The sequence below is a fragment of the Pseudomonas spartinae genome, from assembly GCF_965197125.1.
GTDB lineage: Bacteria > Pseudomonadota > Gammaproteobacteria > Pseudomonadales > Pseudomonadaceae > Aquipseudomonas > Aquipseudomonas composti_A.
Window position 1 is genome coordinate 539,720 of sequence record NZ_CBDAMB010000002.1, and the last position, 22,861, is coordinate 562,580.

Annotated in this window: 23 protein-coding genes; 19 read left to right on the forward strand and 4 right to left on the reverse strand. The window is 60.0% G+C overall.

Features of this window, described 5'->3' with window-relative positions; genetic code table 11:
• The 3 genes from tagQ to ACN8M7_RS06345 all read left to right on the forward strand — a co-directional run bounded on the left by tagQ (nucleotide 1) and on the right by ACN8M7_RS06345 (nucleotide 2,329).
• Nucleotides 1-882 (forward strand): type VI secretion system-associated lipoprotein TagQ, encoded by an 882-nt coding sequence (gene tagQ / locus ACN8M7_RS06335; RefSeq protein WP_490260151.1) that lies wholly within the window; start codon nucleotides 1-3, stop codon nucleotides 880-882.
• A gap of 92 nt (nucleotides 883-974) precedes the next feature.
• The gene (gene ssp4, locus ACN8M7_RS06340) at nucleotides 975-1,880 is read left to right on the forward strand and encodes an Ssp4 family T6SS effector (RefSeq protein WP_490260152.1); all 906 of its coding nucleotides are present in this window, start codon (nucleotides 975-977) and stop codon (nucleotides 1,878-1,880) included.
• The gene (locus tag ACN8M7_RS06345; RefSeq protein ID WP_490260153.1) at nucleotides 1,877-2,329 is read left to right on the forward strand and encodes a hypothetical protein; all 453 of its coding nucleotides are present in this window, start codon (nucleotides 1,877-1,879) and stop codon (nucleotides 2,327-2,329) included. The genes ssp4 and ACN8M7_RS06345 overlap by 4 nt, the downstream gene beginning before the upstream one ends.
• Before the next feature lie 131 nt (nucleotides 2,330-2,460).
• Here ACN8M7_RS06345 and gyrB read toward each other — a convergent pair whose 3' ends face one another.
• The 4 genes from gyrB to dnaA all read right to left on the reverse strand — a co-directional run bounded on the left by gyrB (nucleotide 2,461) and on the right by dnaA (nucleotide 8,767).
• A complete protein-coding gene (gyrB, locus tag ACN8M7_RS06350; protein WP_490260154.1) occupies nucleotides 2,461-4,881 on the reverse strand; it encodes a DNA topoisomerase (ATP-hydrolyzing) subunit B in 2,421 nt (806 codons plus the stop codon).
• A gap of 4 nt (nucleotides 4,882-4,885) precedes the next feature.
• Nucleotides 4,886-5,989 carry a DNA replication/repair protein RecF gene (gene recF / locus ACN8M7_RS06355; protein WP_490260155.1) on the reverse strand — a complete coding sequence of 368 codons (1,104 nt, stop codon included), beginning with the start codon at nucleotides 5,987-5,989 and terminating at the stop codon, nucleotides 4,886-4,888.
• Nucleotides 5,989-7,092, reverse strand: coding sequence for a DNA polymerase III subunit beta (gene dnaN, locus ACN8M7_RS06360; RefSeq protein ID WP_061238812.1), 1,104 nt, complete (start codon nucleotides 7,090-7,092; stop codon nucleotides 5,989-5,991). The genes recF and dnaN overlap by 1 nt, the downstream gene beginning before the upstream one ends.
• A gap of 187 nt (nucleotides 7,093-7,279) precedes the next feature.
• The gene (dnaA, locus tag ACN8M7_RS06365; RefSeq protein ID WP_490260156.1) at nucleotides 7,280-8,767 is read right to left on the reverse strand and encodes a chromosomal replication initiator protein DnaA; all 1,488 of its coding nucleotides are present in this window, start codon (nucleotides 8,765-8,767) and stop codon (nucleotides 7,280-7,282) included.
• A gap of 517 nt (nucleotides 8,768-9,284) precedes the next feature.
• On the opposite strand from dnaA, the gene rpmH reads away from it, so the two are divergent.
• The 16 genes from rpmH to atpA all read left to right on the forward strand — a co-directional run bounded on the left by rpmH (nucleotide 9,285) and on the right by atpA (nucleotide 22,842).
• Complete coding sequence (gene rpmH / locus ACN8M7_RS06370; RefSeq protein WP_003246698.1) at nucleotides 9,285-9,419, forward strand: 50S ribosomal protein L34; 135 nt, start codon at nucleotides 9,285-9,287, stop codon at nucleotides 9,417-9,419.
• 13 nt (nucleotides 9,420-9,432) lie between these two features.
• Nucleotides 9,433-9,837, forward strand: a complete 405-nt coding sequence (gene rnpA, locus ACN8M7_RS06375) for a ribonuclease P protein component (protein WP_490260157.1) — start codon at nucleotides 9,433-9,435, stop codon at nucleotides 9,835-9,837.
• Nucleotides 9,830-10,075, forward strand: a complete 246-nt coding sequence (yidD, locus tag ACN8M7_RS06380) for a membrane protein insertion efficiency factor YidD (RefSeq protein WP_061238809.1) — start codon at nucleotides 9,830-9,832, stop codon at nucleotides 10,073-10,075. The genes rnpA and yidD overlap by 8 nt, the downstream gene beginning before the upstream one ends.
• Nucleotides 10,076-10,077: 2 nt before the next feature.
• The gene (gene yidC / locus ACN8M7_RS06385) at nucleotides 10,078-11,823 is read left to right on the forward strand and encodes a membrane protein insertase YidC (RefSeq protein WP_490260158.1); all 1,746 of its coding nucleotides are present in this window, start codon (nucleotides 10,078-10,080) and stop codon (nucleotides 11,821-11,823) included.
• Nucleotides 11,824-11,953: 130 nt separating this feature from the next.
• The gene (mnmE, locus tag ACN8M7_RS06390) at nucleotides 11,954-13,321 is read left to right on the forward strand and encodes a tRNA uridine-5-carboxymethylaminomethyl(34) synthesis GTPase MnmE (protein WP_061238807.1); all 1,368 of its coding nucleotides are present in this window, start codon (nucleotides 11,954-11,956) and stop codon (nucleotides 13,319-13,321) included.
• A 249-nt stretch (nucleotides 13,322-13,570) separates the two neighbouring features.
• Nucleotides 13,571-14,008, forward strand: coding sequence for a hypothetical protein (locus ACN8M7_RS06395; protein ID WP_490260159.1), 438 nt, complete (start codon nucleotides 13,571-13,573; stop codon nucleotides 14,006-14,008).
• A 132-nt stretch (nucleotides 14,009-14,140) separates the two neighbouring features.
• On the forward strand, nucleotides 14,141-16,033 hold the full coding sequence (gene mnmG / locus ACN8M7_RS06400) for a tRNA uridine-5-carboxymethylaminomethyl(34) synthesis enzyme MnmG (RefSeq protein WP_490260160.1): 1,893 nt from the start codon (nucleotides 14,141-14,143) through the stop codon (nucleotides 16,031-16,033).
• Nucleotides 16,030-16,677, forward strand: a complete 648-nt coding sequence (rsmG, locus tag ACN8M7_RS06405) for a 16S rRNA (guanine(527)-N(7))-methyltransferase RsmG (protein WP_490260298.1) — start codon at nucleotides 16,030-16,032, stop codon at nucleotides 16,675-16,677. Before mnmG ends, rsmG begins: the two co-directional genes overlap by 4 nt.
• A gap of 11 nt (nucleotides 16,678-16,688) precedes the next feature.
• The gene (locus tag ACN8M7_RS06410) at nucleotides 16,689-17,477 is read left to right on the forward strand and encodes a ParA family protein (RefSeq protein ID WP_490260161.1); all 789 of its coding nucleotides are present in this window, start codon (nucleotides 16,689-16,691) and stop codon (nucleotides 17,475-17,477) included.
• Nucleotides 17,478-17,488: 11 nt separating this feature from the next.
• The gene (locus ACN8M7_RS06415; RefSeq protein ID WP_490260162.1) at nucleotides 17,489-18,358 is read left to right on the forward strand and encodes a ParB/RepB/Spo0J family partition protein; all 870 of its coding nucleotides are present in this window, start codon (nucleotides 17,489-17,491) and stop codon (nucleotides 18,356-18,358) included.
• Nucleotides 18,359-18,517: 159 nt separating this feature from the next.
• Entirely contained in the window at nucleotides 18,518-18,922 is a 405-nt protein-coding gene (locus ACN8M7_RS06420) for a F0F1 ATP synthase subunit I (RefSeq protein WP_490260163.1), read from the forward strand.
• 17 nt (nucleotides 18,923-18,939) lie between these two features.
• Nucleotides 18,940-19,806 carry a F0F1 ATP synthase subunit A gene (atpB, locus tag ACN8M7_RS06425; protein ID WP_061238801.1) on the forward strand — a complete coding sequence of 289 codons (867 nt, stop codon included), beginning with the start codon at nucleotides 18,940-18,942 and terminating at the stop codon, nucleotides 19,804-19,806.
• 134 nt (nucleotides 19,807-19,940) lie between these two features.
• Nucleotides 19,941-20,198: a F0F1 ATP synthase subunit C gene (gene atpE / locus ACN8M7_RS06430; protein ID WP_003097235.1), complete on the forward strand. Its 258-nt coding sequence runs from the start codon at nucleotides 19,941-19,943 to the stop codon at nucleotides 20,196-20,198.
• 56 nt (nucleotides 20,199-20,254) lie between these two features.
• Nucleotides 20,255-20,725 carry a F0F1 ATP synthase subunit B gene (locus ACN8M7_RS06435; RefSeq protein WP_061238800.1) on the forward strand — a complete coding sequence of 157 codons (471 nt, stop codon included), beginning with the start codon at nucleotides 20,255-20,257 and terminating at the stop codon, nucleotides 20,723-20,725.
• A 14-nt stretch (nucleotides 20,726-20,739) separates the two neighbouring features.
• Nucleotides 20,740-21,276, forward strand: a complete 537-nt coding sequence (locus ACN8M7_RS06440) for a F0F1 ATP synthase subunit delta (RefSeq protein WP_037000976.1) — start codon at nucleotides 20,740-20,742, stop codon at nucleotides 21,274-21,276.
• Between the two features lie 21 nt (nucleotides 21,277-21,297).
• Nucleotides 21,298-22,842 carry a F0F1 ATP synthase subunit alpha gene (gene atpA, locus ACN8M7_RS06445; protein WP_037000975.1) on the forward strand — a complete coding sequence of 515 codons (1,545 nt, stop codon included), beginning with the start codon at nucleotides 21,298-21,300 and terminating at the stop codon, nucleotides 22,840-22,842.
• The last annotated feature ends 19 nt before the right edge of the window (nucleotides 22,843-22,861 follow it).

Here is a 22,861-nt window from a genome sequence, read left to right on the forward strand (position 1 = left end):
ATGTCATCCACTGCACAAACCTCGCAACCCCGCAGCCGCGTACTGACCCTCGCCGCCATCGGTTTCACGTCGATGGCCGTACTGATCAGTGGCTGCTCCACCTCCGCCGTGAACCGTGTCGGCAAAAGCACCGAGGTGAACTACTACCCAAGCTGCTACCAGCCGGTTCAGCACCTGCGTGATACCGACTCCAACCTGACCCGCTCGGTAGCCACCGGCGCCGTACTCGGCGCAGTGGGCGGTGCACTGACCGGCGCACTGACTGCTGACAAGGAAGATCGCAAGCGCAATGCCGCCATCGGCGCCGCCGGCGGCGCCCTGGTCGGCGGCGCAGCTGCCTATTACACCACCAAGCAACAACAGATCAGCGACGACCGTCAGCGCATCGGTGCCTACTCGACCGATATCAATGCCAGCGCCACCACCTTCGACCGTAGCATCGCCTACGCCGAGGCTTCCCAGAGCTGCTACCAGAACGAGTTCAGCAACCTGCTGAAACAGCGCAAGTCCGGTGCGATCAACGAGCAGGAAGGTCGCAAGCGTCTGGCCGAGATCATCTCCGGTCTGAACGAGTCCAACGACCTGATCACCGCTGTCAACGGCAAGGCTGGCGAAGACCTGAGCAACTACACCCAGGCGTACGAGGCTGACCTGAAGAATGTTGGCGTCGAGCGCGCCGAAGTGACCACAGCGGCCAAGGCACCCGCCAAGAAGCCGGCCAAAGTACCAGCCGAAGCGGTCAAGACCGAACAGGTTCTGCAGCAGGCCGAAGCCAAGAAAGCCAAGAGCCAGCAAGTGGCAACTGCCGGTGCCAGCCAGGTCAACAGCATGTGCAACAACCCGGACATGGGCGATTGGGCACCAATTCCTTGCCCTGTCTGAGTCATTTCGGATGAGTAACTGACCGAGTGCTCCGCCGGTTCTCCTTCCAGGGCAGAACCGGCGGCCATCGGTACTTCGACCAAGGAGGGCCAATGTCCGACTACCTGATCGGGTTGAGAAACACCCCATCACAGATCATGGCGCGGCAACGCATCGAGGCCATGATCGACCTACGCAAACTCTATTTCGCCATCGATGCCGACCCGGCCATTTCCGGTGCCGGTGTGGTGTATATCGATTCCAATTTCAATGTGGTGACCCTGCGAGAGTTCACCCCGATCTGCAGCATCAAGCCCAAACGCATCATCATCCGTGAGGCGCCGCGCAATATCTCGCCGCAGCAGTTTGCCCAGCAGGTGCAGGGCAACCCGCGGGAATCGCGAGTAGTCGCAGAAAGCGTCAATACCACGCTGGCCTGCGCCGGGGCGGTCTTGGGTTGGATCGCGATTATCGGCGGGTCGGCCATCGTGCCGTTCACCGGAGGTGCGAGCTTGGTGATTACCAGTCTCGGTGTCGCAGCAGCCTCGGCGAGCTCCTTGCAGTGCGTCGCCGGCGCAGCGAGGGTGTATACCGAAATCAAGGATCCAGAAGCCCTCGACAGGCTGGATAGCGAAGAGTGGTACCAGAATACCTCGAAGGCTCTGGATATCATTTCCCTGGGCGGTGTTGCCGGAAGTGGTGCAACGATTCTGCGCGTCATGAACATGCGTAGAGCCATGACCGGCCGCAGCTGGTATCAGAGCCTCAGTGGGCTCAGCCGACAGGAGCGCCGCCGCCTGACCAACGAGATCCTCGAAAATCGCAACCCGGCCCTCACTCCCGCGATGCGCAAGGCCCTGCAAAGCAGTGGTCAGCTTCCCAAACGCATGGCCACCACTGAGATTTCTTCGGCATTGGCAATCAACATCAAGGACGCCCTGGGCGCCGGTATCGGTTTGCTAGGGAGCTCTACGGTGCAGACCTATGCCATCGGCCTGTATGAGGAGCTGGACGAGTGAAACAGGGGCCGGATTTTCTGACGATACTGCGCCAACACTTTCTGATTTTCATCAGTGCGTTCTACCTGGCGCTATTTGCCCTGGCGATCAACATGATCCTGTTGCTCGAGGTGTATCCACCTAGCCAGCAGCAATATGGCGTCTACATGATGTCCTGCAGCGCAGGGATCGCGATCTACCTGTGCATGGCCAACCTGCTGATCATCCGCGGCCGCCCCTGGGCAGTGTGGCTGGTGGTCACGGCTATGGTGGCCTGCATGCTGGTGGCGCTCGGACACTGGGGTAGACGCGCTCCAGACGTGATGTACAGCATTGGCCTGATACTGCCCCTGGCTACTCTGCTGACGCTCAACAGCAAGCGCTACCGCGCCATGCTCGGCGCCATGGTGGAAGTTCGAGGCCAGCGTATCGCCTGGCGTCAGCGCAACCGGAAAGCACCTAAACGCTAGAAAACCTCTTCCGTCGCACATGCGACTGTTATGGCGTTTGCTTCACCCCAATAGAAAAGCCCCTGCTGACGTTCATCAGCAGGGGCTTTTTCTTGGGTGGGCAGGATCATCCTGCCCACCGCTACACAACATCAGAAGTCCAGGTTCGAAACCGCCAGGGCGTTGGACTCGATGAAGTCGCGGCGCGGCTCCACCGCATCGCCCATCAGGGTGTTGAAGATCTGGTCGGCGCCGATGGCGTCCTCGATGGTCACCTTGAGCATGCGGCGAACTTCCGGGTCCATGGTGGTTTCCCACAGCTGATCTGGGTTCATCTCACCGAGACCTTTGTATCGCTGTACGCTGTGGCGCTTGGTGCTTTCATGCATCAGCCAGTCCAGCGCTTCCTTGAAGGTGCTGACCGCTTTCTTGCGCTCGCCGCGCTGCACGTAAGCGCCTGCTTCCAACAGGTTGTTGAGCTGGTCGCCCAGCGTCGTGACCGTCTTGTAATCGTTGCTGGCGAAGAAGTCGCGGTTGAAGGTGGTGTAGCTGGACAGACCGTGCGCCTTGACCTCGACCACGGGCAACCAGACGTGACGCTCTTGGTCTTCACGCAGGCTGGCAGTGTAGGTCTGGCCAGATTTCTCCATGGTCTTCAGGCGCGCGCTGAAGCGCTCCATCCAGGCCTGCATGCCGGCGTGGTCGGCCAGTTGTTCGATGCCGATGCTCGGCAAGTAGACGAAGTGCTCGGTGATGTCCTTGGGGTAGACGCGCGACAGGCGATCCAGGGTCTTCATCACACGGCGGTATTCGCCCACCAGCTTCTCCAACGCGCCGCCGGACAGGCCCGGAGCGTTCTCGTTGACGTGCAGGCTGGCGTCTTCCAGGGCCGACTGGGTCATGTATTCATCCATGGCCTCGTCGTCCTTGATGTACTGCTCCTGCTTGCCTTTCTTGACCTTGTACAGCGGTGGCTGGGCGATGTAGATGTAGCCACGCTCGATCAGCTCGGGCAGCTGACGGAAGAAGAAGGTCAGCAGTAGGGTGCGGATGTGCGAACCGTCGACGTCAGCATCGGTCATGATGATGATGTTGTGGTAACGCAGCTTGTCGATGTTGTACTCCTCACGCCCGATACCGCAGCCCAGCGCGGTGATCAGGGTGCCCACTTCCTGGGAGGAGAGCATCTTGTCGAAGCGCGCCTTCTCGACGTTGAGGATCTTGCCCTTGAGCGGCAGGATGGCCTGGGTCTTGCGGTTACGGCCCTGCTTGGCAGAACCGCCCGCGGAGTCACCCTCCACTATGTAGAGTTCGGACAGCGCCGGGTCTTTCTCCTGGCAGTCAGCCAGCTTGCCGGGCAGGCCGGCGATATCCAGAGCGCCCTTGCGGCGGGTCATTTCACGCGCCTTGCGCGCCGCTTCACGGGCGCGGGCGGCGTCGATCATCTTGCCGACCACAGCCTTGGCTTCGTTCGGGTTCTCCAGCAGGAAGTCGGCGAAGTACTTGCCCATTTCCTGTTCGACCGCAGTTTTCACCTCGCTGGAGACCAGCTTGTCCTTGGTCTGCGAGCTGAATTTCGGGTCCGGCACCTTCACCGAAATAATCGCGGTCAGGCCTTCACGGGCATCGTCACCAGTGGTGCTGACCTTGAACTTCTTGGCCAGGCCTTCCTGCTCGATGTAGTTGTTCAGGTGGCGGGTGAGGGCAGAGCGGAAGCCCGCCAGGTGGGTACCACCGTCACGCTGGGGAATGTTGTTGGTGAAGCAGAGGATGTTCTCGTTGAAGCTGTCGTTCCACTGCAGGGCCACTTCCACGCCAACGCCATCTTCTTCGCGCTGAATATTGAAGTGGAATACCTGGTTCACCACGGTCTTGTTGGTGTTGAGGAATTCGACGAAGGCTTTCAGGCCACCCTCGTACTTGAACAGCTCTTCCTTGCCGGTGCGCTCGTCACGCAGCAGGATGCCCACGCCAGAGTTGAGGAAGGACAGCTCGCGCAGACGCTTGGCCAGGATGTCCCAGCTGAAGTGAATGTTGGCGAAGGTACCTTCAGAGGGTTTGAAATGAATCTGCGTACCCGTGCCATCGGTATCGCCAACAGCGGCCAGGGGCGCTTGCGGTACGCCGTGGACGTAGGTCTGTTCCCAGACCTTGCCGCTACGGCGGATGGTCAGCACCAGCTCCTTGGAGAGGGCGTTCACTACCGATACGCCCACGCCATGCAGGCCACCGGATACCTTGTAGCTGTTGTCGTCGAACTTACCGCCGGCGTGCAGGACGGTCATGATGACCTCGGCTGCCGAGACGCCTTCCTCTTTGTGCATGTCGACCGGGATGCCACGGCCGTTGTCACGCACAGTGATCGACTCATCAGGGTGGATGGTGATGGTGATCTCGCTGCAGTGACCCGCCAGCGCCTCGTCGATCGAGTTGTCGACCACCTCGAACACCATGTGGTGCAGACCACTACCATCGTCAGTGTCACCGATGTACATCCCGGGACGTTTGCGTACGGCGTCCAGTCCTTTCAGCACCTTGATGCTGGAGGAGTCGTACGTTTGGTTCTCGCTCATGCCTTCACTCCCGATGGTCTTGGGTCTGGGTGATACGGCCATGTTCCACGTGGAACATGGCAACCGGCGTATCCGTTTGCCAGCCTTCCCTCAACAATTCATGATCTACACAGGTGATGAACACCTGGCAGCGCAAATCTTCCAGCAGCCGGCACAATGCCTGGCGATGCTGCTCATCCAGCTCCGACGGTAGGTCGTCCACCAGATAAATACACTGGCCACGCTTGGCCTCATTGACCAAGTGGCCCTGGGCGATGCGTAACGCACACACCACCAGTTTCTGTTGTCCTCGCGACAGGATTTCTGCCGCGTTATGCCCCGCCAAACGCAAACGTAAATCGGCGCGCTGGGGACCCGCCTGGGTATGCCCGAGCTGCTGGTCACGGAGGAGGGTCGAGGCGAGCACTTCGCTCAGCTCCCGCTCCTTATCCCAACCGCGGTAATAGCTCAGGGTCAGTCCATCCAGCTGCAACAGCTCGGCAAGCGTGCGCTCGAACACCGGCTTCAAAGCCTGGATATAGGCCCTGCGGTAGGTGTCGATCTCTTCGCTCGCACCGCACAATTCACGGTCCCACGCAGCCTGCGAAGCACCGTCAAGTGTACCATGGCGCAGCCACGAGTTCCGCTGCCGCAGGGCTTTCTGCAGGCGCTGCCACGCTCCGAGAAACCGATGTTCCACGTGGAACACGCCCCAATCGAGAAACTGCCGGCGAATCTTCGGCGCGCCTTCCAGCAGGCGAAAACTGTCCGGATTGATCAACTGCAATGGCAACAGATCCGCCAGCTGCGCAGCGCTGCGTGCATTCTGCCCATCGATGCGAATCTGCAACTCTCCCTGGCGATCGCGAGAAATACCCAGATTGCTGGAGCCACCTTCAGCCAATTGCACCTGACCAAAGATGGTACAGGCGGGCTGTTCGTAGTGGATGACAGGTTGCAGGCGTGTGCTGCGAAAGGAACGGGCGAGGCCGAGCAGATGGATCGCCTCGAGCAGGCTGGTCTTGCCGCTGCCGTTAGCGCCGTGAAGGATGTTGATGCGGGAGGAGGGGGAGAGGGTCACCGGGTGCAGATTGCGCACCGCGGTGACCGTGATACGGCTTAGGGACATTAAAGACGCATCGGCATGACAACGTAGGCCGAGTCGTCATTATCGGCTTCCTGCAGCAGGGCGCTGCTATTGGAGTCGGAGAGGATCAGGCGCACCTGCTCGGTCCCCATCACGCCCAGCACATCCAGCAAGTAGCTGACGTTGAACCCAATCTCCAGACCGGCACCGTTGTAGTCGACAACGATCTCTTCCTCGGCCTCTTCCTGCTCCGGGTTGTTGGCCTGGATTTTCAGCAGGCCAGACGCCAGGGTCAGGCGGATGCCACGGTACTTTTCGTTGGAAAGAATCGCGGTACGGCTGAACGCTTCGCGCAGACCCTGACGATCTGCCAGCACCAGCTTGTCGCCACCACGCGGCAGCACGCGCTCGTAATCCGGGAACTTGCCGTCGACCAGCTTGGAGGTGAAGGTGAATTCACCGGTGTTGGCACGGATGTGGTGCTGACCCAGGACGATGGCAACTTCAGCGTCCTGATCGGTGAGCAGACGAGCCAGCTCGAGAATACCTTTGCGCGGCACGATGACCTGGTGCTTGCCGTCCTGCTGGATGGTCGCTTCCATCGAGCACATGGCCAGACGGTGACCGTCGGTGGCGACGGCGCGCAGCAGACCGCTTTGCACTTCCAGCAGCATACCGTTGAGGTAGTAACGCACGTCCTGCTGAGCCATGGCGAAGCTGGTGCGCTCGATCAGACGACGCACTTTGGCTTGCGGCAGGTTGAAGGTCAGCGAGCCCGGGCCTTCTTCCACGGTGGGGAAGTCATTGGCCGGCAACGTCGACAGGGTGAAACGACTGCGGCCAGCCTTGACCAGCAGTTTCTGGTCATCCACACGAATGTCGATCAACGCGTCGCTTGGCAGGCTCTTGCAGATATCCATCAGCTTGCGCGCCGGCACGGTGATCTCACCAGGCTCGGCGGCGTCTTCCAGCGTGACGCGACCAACCAGTTCGACCTCAAGGTCGGTACCGGTCAGCGAAAGCTGCTGGCCTTCAACCACCAGCAGGACGTTGGACAAAACCGGCAGCGTCTGGCGTCGTTCCACGACACCGGCGACCAGTTGCAGGGGTTTCAACAGGGCTTCGCGTTGAATAGTGAAATGCATGGTCTAGTCCCTTGCCTCGTGGATATACGTGTAATTAGAACCTGTAAAAAGTCTCGCGAGCTAGCGCCATGCAAGGCGAAAACAGGGGTGGAACGATCGGAGTCGCGGGCGACTGTACTTTTGTACATGAGCATTCCGAGCCTGTTTTCAACGCAGCAGAGCTGACGCGGAGCAGACTTTAACGGGTTCAGGTAGTCAGGGTGCGCAGCAGGTTCTTGTAGTCCTCGCGGATGTCCGCGTCGGATCCCCTAAGTTCAGCAATCTTACGGCAAGCGTGCAACACCGTGGTGTGATCACGCCCGCCGAAGGCCACACCGATTTCCGGCAGGCTGTGGTTGGTCAACTCCTTCGACAAAGCCATGGCCACCTGACGTGGCCTGGCAATCGAACGAGAACGCCGCTTGGAAAGCAGATCGGTAATCTTGATCTTGTAATACTCAGCGGTGGTGCGCTGAATATTGTCGATGCTGACCAGCTTGTCCTGCAGAGCCAACAGGTCCTTGAGCGATTCGCGGATCAGCTCGATGGTGATGTCCCGGCCCATGAAGTGCGAGTGAGCGATCACCCGCTTCAGCGCGCCTTCCAGCTCACGCACGTTGGAGCGAATACGCTGGGCGATGAAGAACGCGGCGTCATGCGGCAGATCGACTTTGGCCTGGTCGGCCTTCTTCATCAGAATCGCCACACGGGTTTCCAGTTCTGGCGGCTCGACCGCTACGGTCAGGCCCCAGCCGAAGCGCGACTTCAGGCGCTCCTCCAGACCTTCGATCTCCTTCGGGTAGCGGTCGCTGGTGAGAATCACCTGCTGGCCACCTTCGAGCAGTGCGTTGAAGGTGTGGAAGAACTCCTCCTGGGAGCGCTCCTTCTTGGCGAAGAACTGGATATCGTCGATCAACAGCGCGTCTACCGAACGGTAGAAGCGCTTGAACTCATTGATGGCGTTGAGCTGCAGCGCCTTGACCATGTCAGCGACGAAACGCTCGGAATGCAGGTAGACCACCTTGGCATTGGGATTCTTCGCCAGCAGGTGGTTACCCACGGCATGCATCAGGTGGGTCTTGCCCAGGCCGACGCCGCCATAAAGGAACAGTGGGTTGTAACCATGCTTGGGGTTGTCCGCCACCTGCCAGGCGGCCGCGCGGGCCAACTGGTTCGACTTGCCCTCGACGAAGTTGTCGAAGGTAAAGGTGCGATTGAGGTAGCTGGTGTGCTTGAGGCCACCTTCGACCTGCACGGTGCGTTCGGTACGCGGCGCTACAGCAGGTGTCGGCGCTTGCGGCGCGGAACCGGCCATCGAGTCGAAGCTGGCGCGCGAAGGTTCTTCCTGAGCAGGCGGCGGAACCGGCTTGCTGACAGCAGCAGCCTGGACCTGAGCCGCGCGCGCGGCGGCAGGAAGCGGTGCCGTCGGTGCGACCCGCGCAGTCGCAGCGCGCTTGCTGCCTATTAATAAGGAAAGCGCAGGGACCAAACCGCCAGCGCGCTCACCGAGCAACTCGAGCAAACGGCTCAGGTACTTCTCGTTGACCCAGTCGAGAACGAAACGATTGGGCGCATAGACGCGCAGCTCGTCGCCTTCGGCTTCAACCTGCAGAGGACGGATCCAGGTGTTGAATTGCTGGGCCGGCAATTCATCGCGCAGAAGCTCGACGCATTGCTGCCATAGTTCCACTGACACTGACTATCCCCTCAGGCGGCGATGCAAAAACAGCCGCTATTGTAACGGCCAACGACCGAGTTATCCACATAACAGCGGTTAGATGGCCAAGTAAAATCAAAGCCTTAGTTACATTCACAAGACTTATCAGCATGCTCATAAACCTTGTGGATAAGCACCCGATAAGCGTCTGTATAAGCCTGGGGACGAACGGGCGGATAACCTGCCTGTGGGTAAACCGCCGTTTCATCCTCAGGCTACATACAGGGCACGCACAGTCGAGACACCTCTTTTGGACAGGCTTATCATCGGCGCTCAAGCCCAAGCAGCGTGGCTGGAAGAGGGTTTTCCACAGCCAAGGGCGCTGCTAATCAACATAAACATAGAAAGAGAGCTTTAAACCCTTTCCTTTCTTTCTATTTCTATCTAGCGAATAAGGCTGGTTGGAAATTGACCTGCCGCGCGGCTTTCTCTAGAATTGCCGGTCTCTTTAAACCAGGGTCATTCCGACCCTAGTCGATCACCCAGGTAACGCACCATGAAACGCACTTTCCAACCCAGCACCATCAAGCGCGCTCGCACCCACGGTTTCCGTGCCCGTATGGCCACCAAGAACGGTCGTGCCGTCCTGTCGCGTCGTCGCGCCAAGGGCCGCAAGCGTCTGACTGTCTAATTCATCCAGACAGGTGGTGAGTCGAGGCTTCGACCGGGAAAAGCGACTGCTGACTCCCCGGCAATTCAAGGCAGTCTTCGACTCCCCAAGCGGCAAAGCTCCGGGCAAAAGTGTCCTGCTGCTAGCGCGCGATAACCAGCTTGATCATCCCCGCCTAGGTCTGGTGATCGGCAAAAAGAGCGTCAAGCTCGCCGTCGAGCGCAACCGCATCAAGCGTCAAATCCGCGAGTCCTTTCGCCTGAATCAGGACAACCTGACAGGCTGGGACATCGTGGTGGTCGCCCGCAGAGGGCTAGGTGATCTGGAGAATGCCGAACTCGCTCAGCAGTTCGGCAAACTCTGGAAACGCTTGGCCCGAAGCCGGCCCAGTCGCAACGCAGACTCACCCTCCGGGACAAGCGACAATCCCCATGCGTAAAGCGGCTCTAGCCTGTATCCAGGTTTATCGCTACGCCATCAGCCCGCTGATGGCCAGTCACTGTCGCTTCTACCCCAGCTGTTCCTGCTATGCCTACGAAGCCATCGAGCAACATGGCTTCCTGCGCGGTGGCTGGCTGACAGCGCGCCGTCTGGGCCGCTGCCACCCCTGGAATGCCGGCGGATTCGATCCGGTTCCACCCGTTAAAACATCCCGTTCCCCTTCGATGGCCGAATAATCATGGATATCCAACGTTCGATCCTGATCGTCGCCCTGGCAGTCGTGTCCTACCTCATGGTCCTGCAATGGAACGAGGACTATGGCCAGGCTGCCCTGCCAGCCGAGGTTAGTACCTCGACCGCTGCGACGCCTGCCCTGCCCGATACACCTGCTGCAACTGCAAGCGCTGCTAGCGACGACATTCCGACCGCCGTGGCAGAGCCCACTGCAGCCGCTGTCGCACCGAGCGCTGCAGCCAGAGATGAGCTGATCCGCGTCAAGACCGATGTGCTCGATCTGGCCATCGACCCGCGTGGTGGTGATGTCGTGCAACTGCGCCTGCCGCAGTATCCGCGTCGCCAGGACCGCCCTGACGTACCTTTCCAGCTGTTCGACAACGGCAACGAGCGTACCTACCTGGCGCAAAGTGGTCTGATCGGCCAGAACGCCCCGGACAAATCCAGCGGCCGTGCCCTGTGGTCCAGCGAGAAGCAGAGCTACGAAATGGCCGAAGGCCAGGACAGCCTGGTGGTCGACCTCACCTACAGCGAGAACGGCGTCAACTACATCAAGCGCTACAGCTTCAAGCGTGGTCTCAACCCGCAATGCTCGGCGCGTGAGCAACAGCTGAAGAAGCCTGGCTGCATCGATCCGGCGGCCTATCAGGTCGACGTGCGTTATCTGGTCGATAACAAGAGTGACCAGGCCTGGAGCGGCAATCTGTTCGCCCAGCTCAAGCGCGACAACAGTGGTGACCCGTCCTCCACCACCGCCACCGGCACCGCCACCTATCTGGGTGCCGCCGTCTGGACACCGGACGAGCCGTACAAGAAGCTGTCGATGAAAGACATCGACAAGCACAGCTTCAAGGAAACCGTGGAAGGTGGCTGGGTCGCCTGGCTGCAACACTACTTCGTCACCGCCTGGGTACCGTCCAAGGACAGCACCAACCAGATTCAGACTCGCAAGGACAGCCAGGGTAACTACATCGTTGGTTTCACCAGCTCGGCCTTGCAGGTTCCGGCAGGTGCCCAAGGTGAGACCGGCGCCGTGCTCTATGCCGGTCCCAAGCTGCAGGAATACCTCGGTACCCTGTCGCCCGGCCTGGAGCTGACCGTCGACTATGGCTTCCTGTGGTTCTTGGCACAGCCGATCTTCTGGCTGCTGGAAGTCATCCACGGCGTGCTCGGCAACTGGGGTTGGTCGATCATCGTCCTGACCATCATCATCAAGCTGATCTTCTTCCCGCTGTCCGCCGCCAGCTACCGTTCGATGGCGCGCATGCGTGCCGTATCGCCGAAACTGCAGGCACTGAAAGAGCAGCACGGTGACGATCGCCAGAAGATGTCCCAGGCGATGATGGAGCTGTACAAGAAAGAGAAGATCAACCCGCTGGGCGGCTGCCTGCCGATCCTGGTGCAGATGCCGGTGTTCCTCGCCCTGTACTGGGTACTGCTGGAATCGGTGGAAATGCGTCAGGCCCCGTGGATGTTCTGGATCACCGACCTGTCGATCAAGGATCCGTTCTTCATCCTGCCGATCATCATGGGCGCGACCATGTTCATCCAGCAGCAGCTCAACCCGACGCCGCCGGACCCTATGCAGGCCCGCGTGCTGAAGCTGATGCCGATCATCTTCACCTTCTTCTTCCTGTGGTTCCCTGCAGGTCTGGTGCTGTACTGGGTGGTCAACAACTGCCTGTCCATCGCCCAGCAGTGGTACATTACCCGCAAGATCACTGCAGCAACCAAGGCAGCCAACGCCTGATTCGGCAAAGCTTCCAAGCACCAAGCAAACGCCCCATGATTGGGGCGTTTTGCTATCCGCCCCCCTGTAGGAGCGAATTCATTCGCGATGATTTGCCCCTACGACCGCCCCGAGCAGCGAGTAAACCGCCATGAACCACGCCCGAGACACCATCGCCGCCGTCGCCACCGCCCAGGGTCGTGGTGGGGTGGGAATCGTGCGTGTGTCCGGCCCACTGGCTGGCCAGCTGGCTCAGGCCATTTGCCGGCGTGAGCTGAAACCGCGTTTCGCCCATCACGGGCCGTTCTACGCTGATCAACAACTGACCCTGGACGAAGGCCTGGCCATCTATTTCCCTGGCCCGAACTCCTTCACCGGCGAAGACGTGCTCGAGCTGCAAGGCCACGGCGGTCCGGTGGTACTCGACCTGCTGCTGCGCCGCTGCCTCGAGCTGGGCGCGCGTCTGGCCCGGCCTGGTGAGTTCAGCGAACGTGCCTTCCTCAACGACAAGCTCGACCTGGCCCAGGCCGAAGCCATCGCCGACCTGATCGAAGCCAGCTCCGAGCAGGCGGCGCGCAATGCGCTGCGTTCGTTACAAGGTGAATTCTCCAAGCGCGTGCATGCACTGACCGAGTCGTTGATCAAGCTGCGTATCTACGTCGAGGCCGCCATCGACTTCCCCGAGGAAGAAATCGACTTTCTCGCCGATGGCCACGTACTGAGCCAGCTCGACATCGTTCGCGCCGACTTATCCACAGTGCTGCGCGAGGCGGGACAAGGGGCTCTGCTACGCGACGGGATGACCGTGGTCATCGCTGGACGGCCCAATGCCGGCAAGTCCAGCCTGCTCAATGCCCTGGCTGGCCGTGAAGCGGCCATCGTCACCGATATCGCCGGCACCACGCGCGACGTGCTGCGCGAACATATCCACATCGACGGCATGCCCCTGCACGTGGTCGACACCGCCGGCTTGCGCGATACCGACGACCAGGTGGAACGCATCGGTGTGGAGCGTGCGCTCAAGGCCATCGGCGAGGCCGATCGGGTGCTGCTGGTGGTCGACTCCACCGCCCCGGAGGCGGCCGACCCGTTCGCCCTGTGGCCGGAGTTCCTCGAACAGCGGCCGGATCCGGCGCGAGTGACGCTGATCCGCAACAAGGCCGACCTGTCCGGTGAGGCGGTCGCGCTGGAAACCAGCGCCGATGGCCACGTCACCTTGAGCTTGTCCGCCAAATCCGCCGAGGGTCTGGAACTGCTGCGCGATCACCTGAAAGCCTGCATGGGTTATCAACAGACAGCGGAAAGCGGCTTCAGCGCCCGCCGCCGTCACCTGGAAGCGCTGCACCAGGCCGAGCAATACCTCCAGCACGGCCGCAACCAGCTCACCCTGATGGGCGCTGGCGAACTGCTGGCCGAGGACCTGCGCATGGCCCAACAGGCCCTGGGCGAGATTACCGGTGCCTTTAGCAGCGATGACCTGTTGGGCCGGATCTTCTCCAGCTTCTGCATCGGTAAATGAAGGTCGTGGGCTAAAGCTCGCCCGGCCCCTGTGCTTAGCCGATTCGCGCCTGGCATACATGGCAGCCGGCTGCCTTGCACTTTTATCCACAGCTATATGGCCTGTGGCACCAGCCCACTATCGATCCCTGCTCGAACCCTCCTGCCGTTCACTTCCTGGCCAAGCGGATAGCTGCGTGCCGTCAGCAGCCCCTCGTAGGCTGTCCATTCAGAAGCCCACAGCCAGCTCTCTAATGGATCTGCCCGGGAAATGAGCCTGGCAGATGCTCGCCTCCTGCAATCCGCAAGCTTTCCAACCATTCCATGGATGGCATTCGAGCGCACTCTGATCAGCAATAAATGCACGCCTGGAAACTATTTTCAGAGTTATTCAGACCCGGATAAACCCTGTGGAAAACAGCCCCTGAACCCTGCCCATAACCCTATGACAAAGCTGGGCGTAAATGCCCCTGTGGGTAACTGGCACTTCCATCCACAGTGGTTCAGCAGCTTTCTCAGTGGAACCGAGCAGGATCAGCACAGGCTTATCATTAGCTGTACAGTAGAGCTAGCAAGGCCTTCAGAGCTTTATCCACAGAAAAGTGCTGCACCATACATAAACATAAAGAACAAGCTTTATAAACATTCTCTCTTTCTATTCTTTATAAGCCTGAACGTATCGCGCATGGGCAAACAGGAAGTCAGGTAACGGCGCTTGGTGGAATGCAGATCACCCGCCGGTTGGCTATTTTTTGTGCAGAAGGCTTCATTCAAGAGGCTGAAGTCCCTATACTTGCCGCCTTTCTGAAAACCCCCTTTCTCAACAGGCACGAGGTGCGTGGTGGATTTCCCTTCCCGTTTTGACGTGATCGTGATCGGTGGCGGTCATGCCGGTACCGAAGCAGCCCTGGCTGCAGCACGCATGGGCGTGAAGACCCTGCTGCTCACCCACAATGTCGAGACCCTTGGCCAGATGAGCTGCAACCCGGCCATCGGTGGGATCGGCAAGAGCCACTTGGTCAAGGAAATCGATGCCCTTGGCGGCGCCATGGCCATCGCCACCGACAAAGGGGGCATCCAGTTCCGCATCCTCAACAGCCGTAAGGGGCCAGCCGTTCGTGCAACGCGTGCTCAGGCTGATCGCATTCTGTACAAGGCTGCGGTACGCGAGATTCTGGAAAACCAGACCAACCTGTGGATTTTTCAACAGGCTGCCGATGACCTGATTGTGGAAAACGCCGAGGTCAAAGGCGTGGTCACCCAGATGGGCCTCAGATTCCATGCGGACTCCGTGGTGTTGACCACAGGCACCTTCCTCGGCGGACTTATCCACATTGGCATGCAGAACTACTCCGGTGGTCGTGCCGGTGACCCTCCTTCGATCGCGCTGGCTCATCGCCTGCGTGAGCTGCCGCTACGCGTCGGTCGTCTGAAAACCGGCACCCCGCCGCGTATCGATGGCCGTTCCGTGGATTTCTCGGTGATGACCGAGCAACCCGGCGATACCCCCACGCCGCTGATGTCCTTCCTTGGCAAGCGTGAGCATCAGCCGCAGCAGATCAGCTGCTGGATCACTCACACAAACGCGCGTACCCACGAAATCATCGCGGCGAACCTCGACCGCTCGCCGATGTATTCGGGAATGATCGAAGGGATCGGCCCGCGTTATTGCCCGTCGATCGAAGACAAGATCCACCGCTTCGCCGACAAGGACAGCCATCAGGTGTTCATCGAGCCGGAAGGCCTGACCACCCATGAGCTGTATCCCAATGGCATCTCAACCTCGCTGCCGTTCGACGTGCAGCTGCAGGTGGTGCGCAGTATTCGTGGCATGGAAAACGCCCACATCATGCGTCCTGGCTATGCCATCGAATATGACTACTTCGACCCGCGTGACCTCAAGTACAGCCTCGAGACCAAGGTCATCGGCGGGCTGTTTTTCGCTGGTCAGATCAACGGCACCACCGGCTACGAAGAGGCCGGCGCCCAGGGCCTGCTGGCCGGTTGCAACGCGGCACTGCGCGCCCAGGGCAAAGAAGCCTGGTGCCCGCGCCGCGACGAGGCCTACATCGGCGTTCTGGTCGACGACCTGATCACCCTGGGCACTCAGGAGCCGTACCGCATGTTTACCTCGCGTGCCGAATACCGGCTCATCCTGCGCGAGGACAACGCCGACCTGCGCCTGACCGAGAAAGGCCGCGAGCTGGGTCTGATCGATGACCAGCGTTGGGCTTCCTTCGAGGCCAAGCGTGAGGGCATCGTGCAGGAAGAGCAGCGCCTGAAAAGCACCTGGGTGCGTCCAGGGACGCCGCAGGGCGATGCCATCGCCACCCGCTTCGGCACGCCGCTGGCTCACGAGTACAACCTGCTCAACCTGCTGGCTCGCCCGGAGATCGATTACGCCACCCTGGCCGAAGTGACCGAATCCCCTGCTGTGGATAACCAGGTGGCCGAGCAGGTCGAGATCAAGACCAAGTACGCCGGCTACATCGATCGCCAGCAGGAAGAGATCGCCAAGCTGCGTGCCAGCGAGGACACCAAGCTGCCGGATGATCTGGATTACAGCGGCATTTCCGGCTTGTCCAAGGAGATCCAGTTCAAGCTGAGCAACACCCGTCCGGCCACGCTCGGCCAGGCCGGGCGCATTCCTGGCGTCACGCCGGCGGCAATCTCGCTGTTGCTGATTCACCTGAAAAAGCGCAGTGCCGGCCAGAAGCTGGAGCAGAGCGCCTGATGTCGGTCACTCAGCGTCACGCCGAAGAACTGCTCCAGGGTGCCCGCGAGCTCGGCATCGAACTCAGTGCCCAGCAGCAAGAACAACTGCTCGCCTACCTGGGCCTGTTGATCAAGTGGAACAAGGCATACAACCTCACCGCCGTGCGTGACCCCGACGAAATGGTCTCGCGCCATTTGCTCGACAGCCTGTCGGTGGTGCCCTTCGTGGCCGAGCGTGGAGATAACTGGCTGGATGTCGGCAGTGGCGGCGGCATGCCCGGTGTGCCGCTGGCGATCATGTTTCCCGAGCGGCAGTTCACCCTGCTCGATTCCAACGGCAAGAAGACCCGTTTTCTGGTCCAGGTGAAGCTGGAGCTGAAACTCGCCAATCTCGAGGTTGTCCACAGCCGGGTCGAAACGTACCGACCTGAGCGCCCCTTCGACGGCATCAGCTCGCGGGCTTTCAGCAGCCTGGAAGACTTCAGCAACTGGACGCGCCATCTCGGCGACGGCAACACTCACTGGTTGGCGATGAAAGGCGTGCACCCGGATGACGAGCTGCAGGCGTTGCCGGCTGACTTCAGTCTCAGTGCCACACATGTGCTGCGGGTTCCCGGTTGCCAAGGCCAGCGCCATCTGTTGATACTGCGTCGCTCGGTCTAAGGGGAAAGAAGATGGCCAAGGTATTCGCGATCGCCAATCAGAAAGGCGGCGTGGGCAAAACCACGACGTGTATCAACCTGGCTGCTTCACTGGTGGCGACCAAGCGCCGCGTGCTCCTGATCGACCTCGACCCGCAGGGCAATGCCACCATGGGCAGTGGTGTCGACAAGCACGGCCTCGAGCACTCGATCTACGATGTCCTGATCGGCGAGTGCGACCTGAGCCAGGCCATGCAGTTTTCCGAGCATGGCGGCTACCAGCTGCTGCCGGCCAACCGCGACCTGACCGCCGCGGAAGTGGCCCTGCTGGAAATGAAGATGAAGGAGAGTCGCCTGCGCTATGCCCTGGCGCCGATCCGCGAGAACTACGACTACATCCTCATCGACTGCCCGCCTTCGCTGAGCATGCTGACCGTCAATGCCCTGGTCGCTGCCGATGGCGTGATCATCCCCATGCAGTGCGAGTACTACGCACTGGAAGGGCTGAGCGACCTGGTCAACAGCATTCAGCGCATCACCCAGTTGCTCAATCCCAATCTGCAGATCGAAGGTCTGCTGCGCACCATGTACGACCCGCGCATCAGCCTGACCAACGATGTCAGTGCTCAGCTCAAGCAGCACTTCGGCGACAAGCTGTACGACGCCGTTATCCCGCGCAACGTACGCCTGGCCGAGGCACCGAGCTTCGGCATGCCGGCGCTGGTCTACGACAAACAATCCCGTGGTGCCATCGCCTACCTGGCCTTGGCCGGCGAGCTGGTGCGCCGTCAGCGTGCCGCCGCGAAAACCGCTACCGCTTAAGGAACATCCGCATGGCTGCGAAGAAACGAGGTCTGGGTCGAGGTCTGGACGCACTGCTCGGTGGCAACACCGTCAGCGCACTGCAAGAAGAGGCCTCCCAGGTCGACACGCGCGAACTGCAATATGTACCCCTGGAGCTGATCCAGCGTGGCAAGTATCAGCCGCGTCGCGACATGGATCAGACCGCACTGGAAGAACTCGCTGCCTCGATCCGTGCCCAGGGCGTGATGCAACCTATCGTGCTGCGCCCGATTGGCGACGGTCGTTTCGAGATCGTTGCCGGCGAGCGCCGCTGGCGTGCCAGCCAGCTGGCCGGTCAGGACAAGATCCCGGCCATGGTGCGCGATCTGCCGGACGAAGCGGCCATCGCCATGGCGTTGATCGAGAACATCCAGCGTGAAGACCTCAATCCGATCGAGGAAGCCGTGGCCCTGCAGCGGCTGCAGCAGGAGTTCGAACTGACCCAGCAGCAGGTCGCCGATGCCGTTGGCAAGTCGCGTGTCACCATCACCAACCTGCTGCGCCTGATTGCCCTGCCGGAAGAAATCAAGACGCTGCTTTCCCATGGCGACCTGGAAATGGGCCATGCCCGTGCATTGCTCGGTTTGCCCCTCGAACAGCAGGTGGAAGCTGCGCGACACGTTGTCGCACGTGGCCTCACCGTTCGCCAGACCGAAGCCCTGGTTCGCCAGTGGCTGTCGGCCAAACCGGCACCGGCCAAAGCCAAGGCCGACCCTGACATCAGTCGCCTCGAACAGCGCCTGGCAGAGCGTCTGGGCTCGCCAGTGCAGATAAAGCACGGGGCCAAGGGCAAGGGCCAGTTGGTTATCCGCTACAACTCTCTCGACGAACTGCAGGGTGTGCTCGCCCATATCCGCTGAAACAATTCGCCACATCTGACCGTGTAGCGCACGGTCGGAAATCACTACCCGGCAGTTGAATGGGGGGGATAGGCCCCCTATACTCTGCGCGCAATTTTGTTGGCACTTTTTATGCCAATTCATTGAGTTAAAGCGTTCGATAGTCGAGGACATCAGTTGATGGAACGCCGCATGCCGAAGCGCCTGCCCTTCCATCGTCTGCCGGTTTTTCCGGTTCTGGTGGCCCAACTCATCGTCCTGCTGCTGGCCGCTGCGGTGGGCTGGCAATGGCGCGGTAACGTCGCCGGATATTCGGCCTTGTTGGGTGGACTGATCGCCTGGCTGCCGAATCTGTATTTCGCCCACAAGGCGTTCCGATTCAGTGGAGCGCGGGCAGCGCAGGAAATCGTCCGTTCTTTTTATGCGGGCGAGGCAGGAAAACTGATTTTGACGTTCGTGCTCTTTGCACTAGCGTTTGCGGGTGTGAAACCGCTGGAGGCACCGATGCTGTTCGGTGTCTACCTGCTGACCCTGATGGTCAGCTGGTTCGCTCCGCTGCTAATAACTAAATTCTCAAGACCTTAAAGCGTTCGGGGCAAATAATGGCAGCAGATACCGCTTCGGGTTACATCCAGCACCACCTGACGAACCTGACCTATGGTCAGCATCCGGTGAATGGTTGGAGTTTCGCCCACACCGCACAGGAAGCCAAAGAAATGGGCTTCTGGGCCTTCCACGTGGACACCCTGGCGGTGTCGGTGGTTCTCGGCCTGATCTTCATTCTTCTGTTCCGTCTGGCAGCGCGCAAAGCGACGTCCGACCAGCCTGGCGGTTTGCAGAATTTCGTCGAAGTGCTGGTCGAGTTCGTCGACGGCAGCGTGAAGGACACCTTCCACGGCCGTAACCCGCTGATCGCCCCGCTGGCTCTGACGATCTTCGTCTGGGTCTTCTTGATGAACTTCATGGACCTGATCCCGGTTGACTGGCTGCCGATGCTGGCCGCGACCATCGTTGGGGATCCGCACCTGTACTTCCGCGTGGTTCCGACCACCGACCCGAACGCCACTCTGGGCCTGGCCCTGTCGGTATTCGGCCTGATCCTGTTCTACAGCATCAAGGTCAAGGGTGTCGGCGGCTTCCTCGGTGAGCTGACCATGCATCCGTTCAGCAGCAAGAATATCGCCCTGAAGATCCTGCTGGTCCCGGTGAACTTCCTGCTCGAATTCGTCACCCTGATCGCCAAGCCGGTTTCCCTGGCGCTGCGACTGTTCGGCAACCTGTATGCCGGTGAACTGATCTTCATCCTGATCGCCATCATGTACAGCGGCGGCATGCTGCTGGGCGGTCTGGGCGGTGTGCTGCAGTTGGCCTGGGCCATCTTCCACATCCTGATCATCGTGCTGCAGGCGTTCATCTTCATGATGCTGACCATCGTCTACCTGTCGATGGCGCATGAAGATAACCACTAAGGCGCATGACGTGCCGTGGCGTCACTCGTGACGCCACCGGGACAACCCCTGTCATGGGGACGCAGTAAAAAACGATTTCGCTTTACCGCTTCAACAAAAACCTTAACCAATACGACTGTAAGTCGGGAGGAAAAATGGAAACTGTAGTTGGTTTGACCGCTATCGCCGTTGCACTGCTGATCGGCCTGGGTGCCCTGGGTACCGCCATCGGTTTCGGTCTGCTGGGTGGCAAGTTCCTGGAAGGCGCTGCGCGTCAGCCGGAAATGGTCCCGATGCTGCAAGTCAAAATGTTCATCGTCGCCGGTCTGCTGGACGCCGTGACCATGATCGGTGTTGGTATTGCTCTGTTCTTCACCTTCGCGAACCCCTTCGTTGGTCAAATCGCAGGCTAATTCACTCCTTTTCGAGTGAATTGGTGTGACGGACAACGAACGAGCGAGGTGTTGGCGTGAACATTAATGCAACCCTGATTGGCCAGTCCGTTGCCTTCTTCATCTTCGTGTTGTTCTGCATGAAGTACGTATGGCCTCCGGTCATTACTGCTTTGCAGGAACGTCAGAAGAAGATCGCAGACGGCTTGGACGCTGCCAACCGCGCGGCTCGTGATCTGGAGCTGGCCCACGAAAAAGTGGCCCAGCAACTGCGCGAAGCCAAAGGTCAGGCCGCCGAAATCATCGAGCAAGCCAAGAAACGTGCAACTCAGATCGTCGACGAAGCCCGTGATCAGGCCCGTGGCGAAGCTGAACGTGTCAAGGCTCAGGCTCAGGCCGAGATCGAACAGGAAATCAACGGCATCAAAGACGCCCTGCGCGCCCAAGTGGGTGGCCTGGCAGTCAGCGGTGCGGAGAAGATCCTGGGCGCATCCATCGACCAAAACGCGCATGCGGAGCTGGTTAACAAACTGGCAGCCGAAATTTAAGCGAGGGCGCGATCATGGCAGAACTGACCACGCTGGCCCGACCTTACGCTAAGGCTGCCTTCGAGCACGCCCAGGCCCACCAGCAACTGGCCAATTGGTCAGCCATGCTCGGCCTGGCTGCGGCGGTGTCTATCGACGACACCATGCAGCGCGTGCTCAAGGCCCCGCGTCTGACGAGTACAGAAAAGGCCACCACCTTCATCGAGGTGTGTGGTGACAAGTTCGACGCCCAGGCACAGAACTTCATCCACGTTCTCGCCGAGAACGACCGTCTGGCCCTGTTGCCGGACATCTTCGCCCAGTTCGAGCTGTACAAGGCCGAGCAGGAGAAGTCGATCGACGTGGATGTAACAAGTGCCTTCGCATTGAGCGATGAACAGCAAGACAAACTCGCCAAGGTTCTCAGTGCACGGCTCGGCCGAGAAGTGCGTCTGCACGCCGCGGAAGATGCCACCTTGATTGGTGGTGTACTGATTCGCGCCGGCGACCTGGTTATCGATGGCTCAGTTCGCGGCAAACTCGCGAAGCTGGCCGAAGCATTGAAATCTTGAGTTTGAAGGGGCAGCAGAGCTATGCAGCAACTCAATCCTTCCGAAATTAGTGAAATCATCAAGGGGCGCATCGAGAAACTCGACGTCGCCTCCCAAGCCCGCAACGAAGGCACCATCGTCTCCGTTTCCGACGGCATCGTGCGCATCTATGGTCTGGCCGACGTCATGTACGGCGAGATGATCGAGTTCCCGGACGGCGTCTACGGTATGGCGCTGAACCTGGAGCAAGACTCCGTAGGTGCTGTAGTACTGGGTGCTTACACCAGCCTTGCAGAAGGCATGAGCGCCAAGTGCACCGGCCGCATCCTGGAAGTTCCGGTTGGTCCGGAACTGCTGGGCCGCGTCGTCGACGCCCTGGGTAACCCGATCGATGGCAAAGGCCCGATCAACGCCGCCGCTACCGACGCTGTCGAGAAAGTGGCACCGGGCGTGATCTGGCGTAAGTCGGTCGACCAGCCGGTGCAAACCGGTTACAAGTCGGTCGATGCCATGATCCCGGTAGGCCGTGGCCAGCGTGAGCTGATCATCGGTGACCGTCAGATCGGTAAGACTGCCCTGGCAGTCGACGCCATCATCAACCAGAAGAACAGCGGTATCTTCTGCGTCTACGTTGCCATCGGTCAGAAGCAATCGACCATCGCCAACGTGGTACGCAAGCTGGAAGAATCCGGCGCCCTGGCCAACACCATCGTTGTTGCCGCCTCGGCTTCGGAGTCTGCCGCACTGCAGTTCCTGGCACCGTACGCCGGTTGCACCATGGGCGAATACTTCCGCGACCGCGGTGAAGACGCCCTGATCGTGTACGACGACCTGTCCAAGCAGGCCGTGGCTTACCGTCAGATCTCCCTGCTGCTGCGCCGTCCGCCAGGCCGTGAAGCCTACCCGGGCGACGTGTTCTATCTCCACAGCCGTCTGCTGGAGCGCGCTTCCCGCGTTTCCGAAGAGTACGTCGAGAAGTTCACCAATGGCGCCGTGACTGGCAAGACCGGTTCGCTGACCGCTCTGCCGATCATCGAAACCCAGGCTGGCGACGTTTCCGCGTTCGTTCCGACCAACGTGATCTCGATCACCGACGGTCAGATCTTCCTGGAATCGGCCATGTTCAACTCGGGTATCCGTCCGGCCGTCAACGCCGGTATCTCGGTATCCCGTGTGGGTGGTGCAGCTCAGACCAAGATCATCAAGAAGCTCTCCGGTGGTATCCGTACCGCTCTGGCTCAGTACCGTGAACTGGCAGCATTCGCCCAGTTCGCCTCTGACCTGGACGAAGCCACCCGCAAGCAGCTCGAGCACGGTCAACGTGTTACCGAACTGATGAAGCAGAAACAGTACGCGCCCATGTCGATCGCCGACATGTCCGTGTCCCTGTACGCTGCCGAGCGCGGCTTCCTGACCGACGTGGAAGTGAACAAGGTTGGCGCCTTCGAAGCAGCTCTGCTGAGCTACTTCAACCGTGACCTGGCCGATCTGATGGCCAAGATCAACGTCAAAGGTGACTTCAACGACGAAATCGACGCCGCCATCAAAGCCGGTATCGAGAAGTTCAAAGCCACCCAAACCTGGTAAGCCGCAGCGGGCGTCGCGA

What these genes read in the sequence shown, in the direction of transcription:
- tagQ (WP_490260151.1), top strand. Translation starts at nt 1, where the DNA reads ATGTCATCCACTGCACAAACCTCGCAACCCCGCAGCCGCGTACTGACC.
- ssp4 (WP_490260152.1), top strand. Translation starts at nt 975, where the DNA reads ATGTCCGACTACCTGATCGGGTTGAGAAACACCCCATCACAGATCATG.
- gyrB (WP_490260154.1), bottom strand. Translation starts at nt 4,881, where the DNA reads ATGAGCGAGAACCAAACGTACGACTCCTCCAGCATCAAGGTGCTGAAA.
- recF (WP_490260155.1), bottom strand. Translation starts at nt 5,989, where the DNA reads ATGTCCCTAAGCCGTATCACGGTCACCGCGGTGCGCAATCTGCACCCG.
- dnaN (WP_061238812.1), bottom strand. Translation starts at nt 7,092, where the DNA reads ATGCATTTCACTATTCAACGCGAAGCCCTGTTGAAACCCCTGCAACTG.
- rpmH (WP_003246698.1), top strand. Translation starts at nt 9,285, where the DNA reads ATGAAACGCACTTTCCAACCCAGCACCATCAAGCGCGCTCGCACCCAC.
- yidD (WP_061238809.1), top strand. Translation starts at nt 9,830, where the DNA reads ATGCGTAAAGCGGCTCTAGCCTGTATCCAGGTTTATCGCTACGCCATC.
- yidC (WP_490260158.1), top strand. Translation starts at nt 10,078, where the DNA reads ATGGATATCCAACGTTCGATCCTGATCGTCGCCCTGGCAGTCGTGTCC.
- mnmE (WP_061238807.1), top strand. Translation starts at nt 11,954, where the DNA reads ATGAACCACGCCCGAGACACCATCGCCGCCGTCGCCACCGCCCAGGGT.
- ACN8M7_RS06395 (WP_490260159.1), top strand. Translation starts at nt 13,571, where the DNA reads ATGAGCCTGGCAGATGCTCGCCTCCTGCAATCCGCAAGCTTTCCAACC.
- ACN8M7_RS06410 (WP_490260161.1), top strand. Translation starts at nt 16,689, where the DNA reads ATGGCCAAGGTATTCGCGATCGCCAATCAGAAAGGCGGCGTGGGCAAA.
- ACN8M7_RS06415 (WP_490260162.1), top strand. Translation starts at nt 17,489, where the DNA reads ATGGCTGCGAAGAAACGAGGTCTGGGTCGAGGTCTGGACGCACTGCTC.
- ACN8M7_RS06420 (WP_490260163.1), top strand. Translation starts at nt 18,518, where the DNA reads ATGGAACGCCGCATGCCGAAGCGCCTGCCCTTCCATCGTCTGCCGGTT.
- atpB (WP_061238801.1), top strand. Translation starts at nt 18,940, where the DNA reads ATGGCAGCAGATACCGCTTCGGGTTACATCCAGCACCACCTGACGAAC.
- atpE (WP_003097235.1), top strand. Translation starts at nt 19,941, where the DNA reads ATGGAAACTGTAGTTGGTTTGACCGCTATCGCCGTTGCACTGCTGATC.
- ACN8M7_RS06440 (WP_037000976.1), top strand. Translation starts at nt 20,740, where the DNA reads ATGGCAGAACTGACCACGCTGGCCCGACCTTACGCTAAGGCTGCCTTC.
- atpA (WP_037000975.1), top strand. Translation starts at nt 21,298, where the DNA reads ATGCAGCAACTCAATCCTTCCGAAATTAGTGAAATCATCAAGGGGCGC.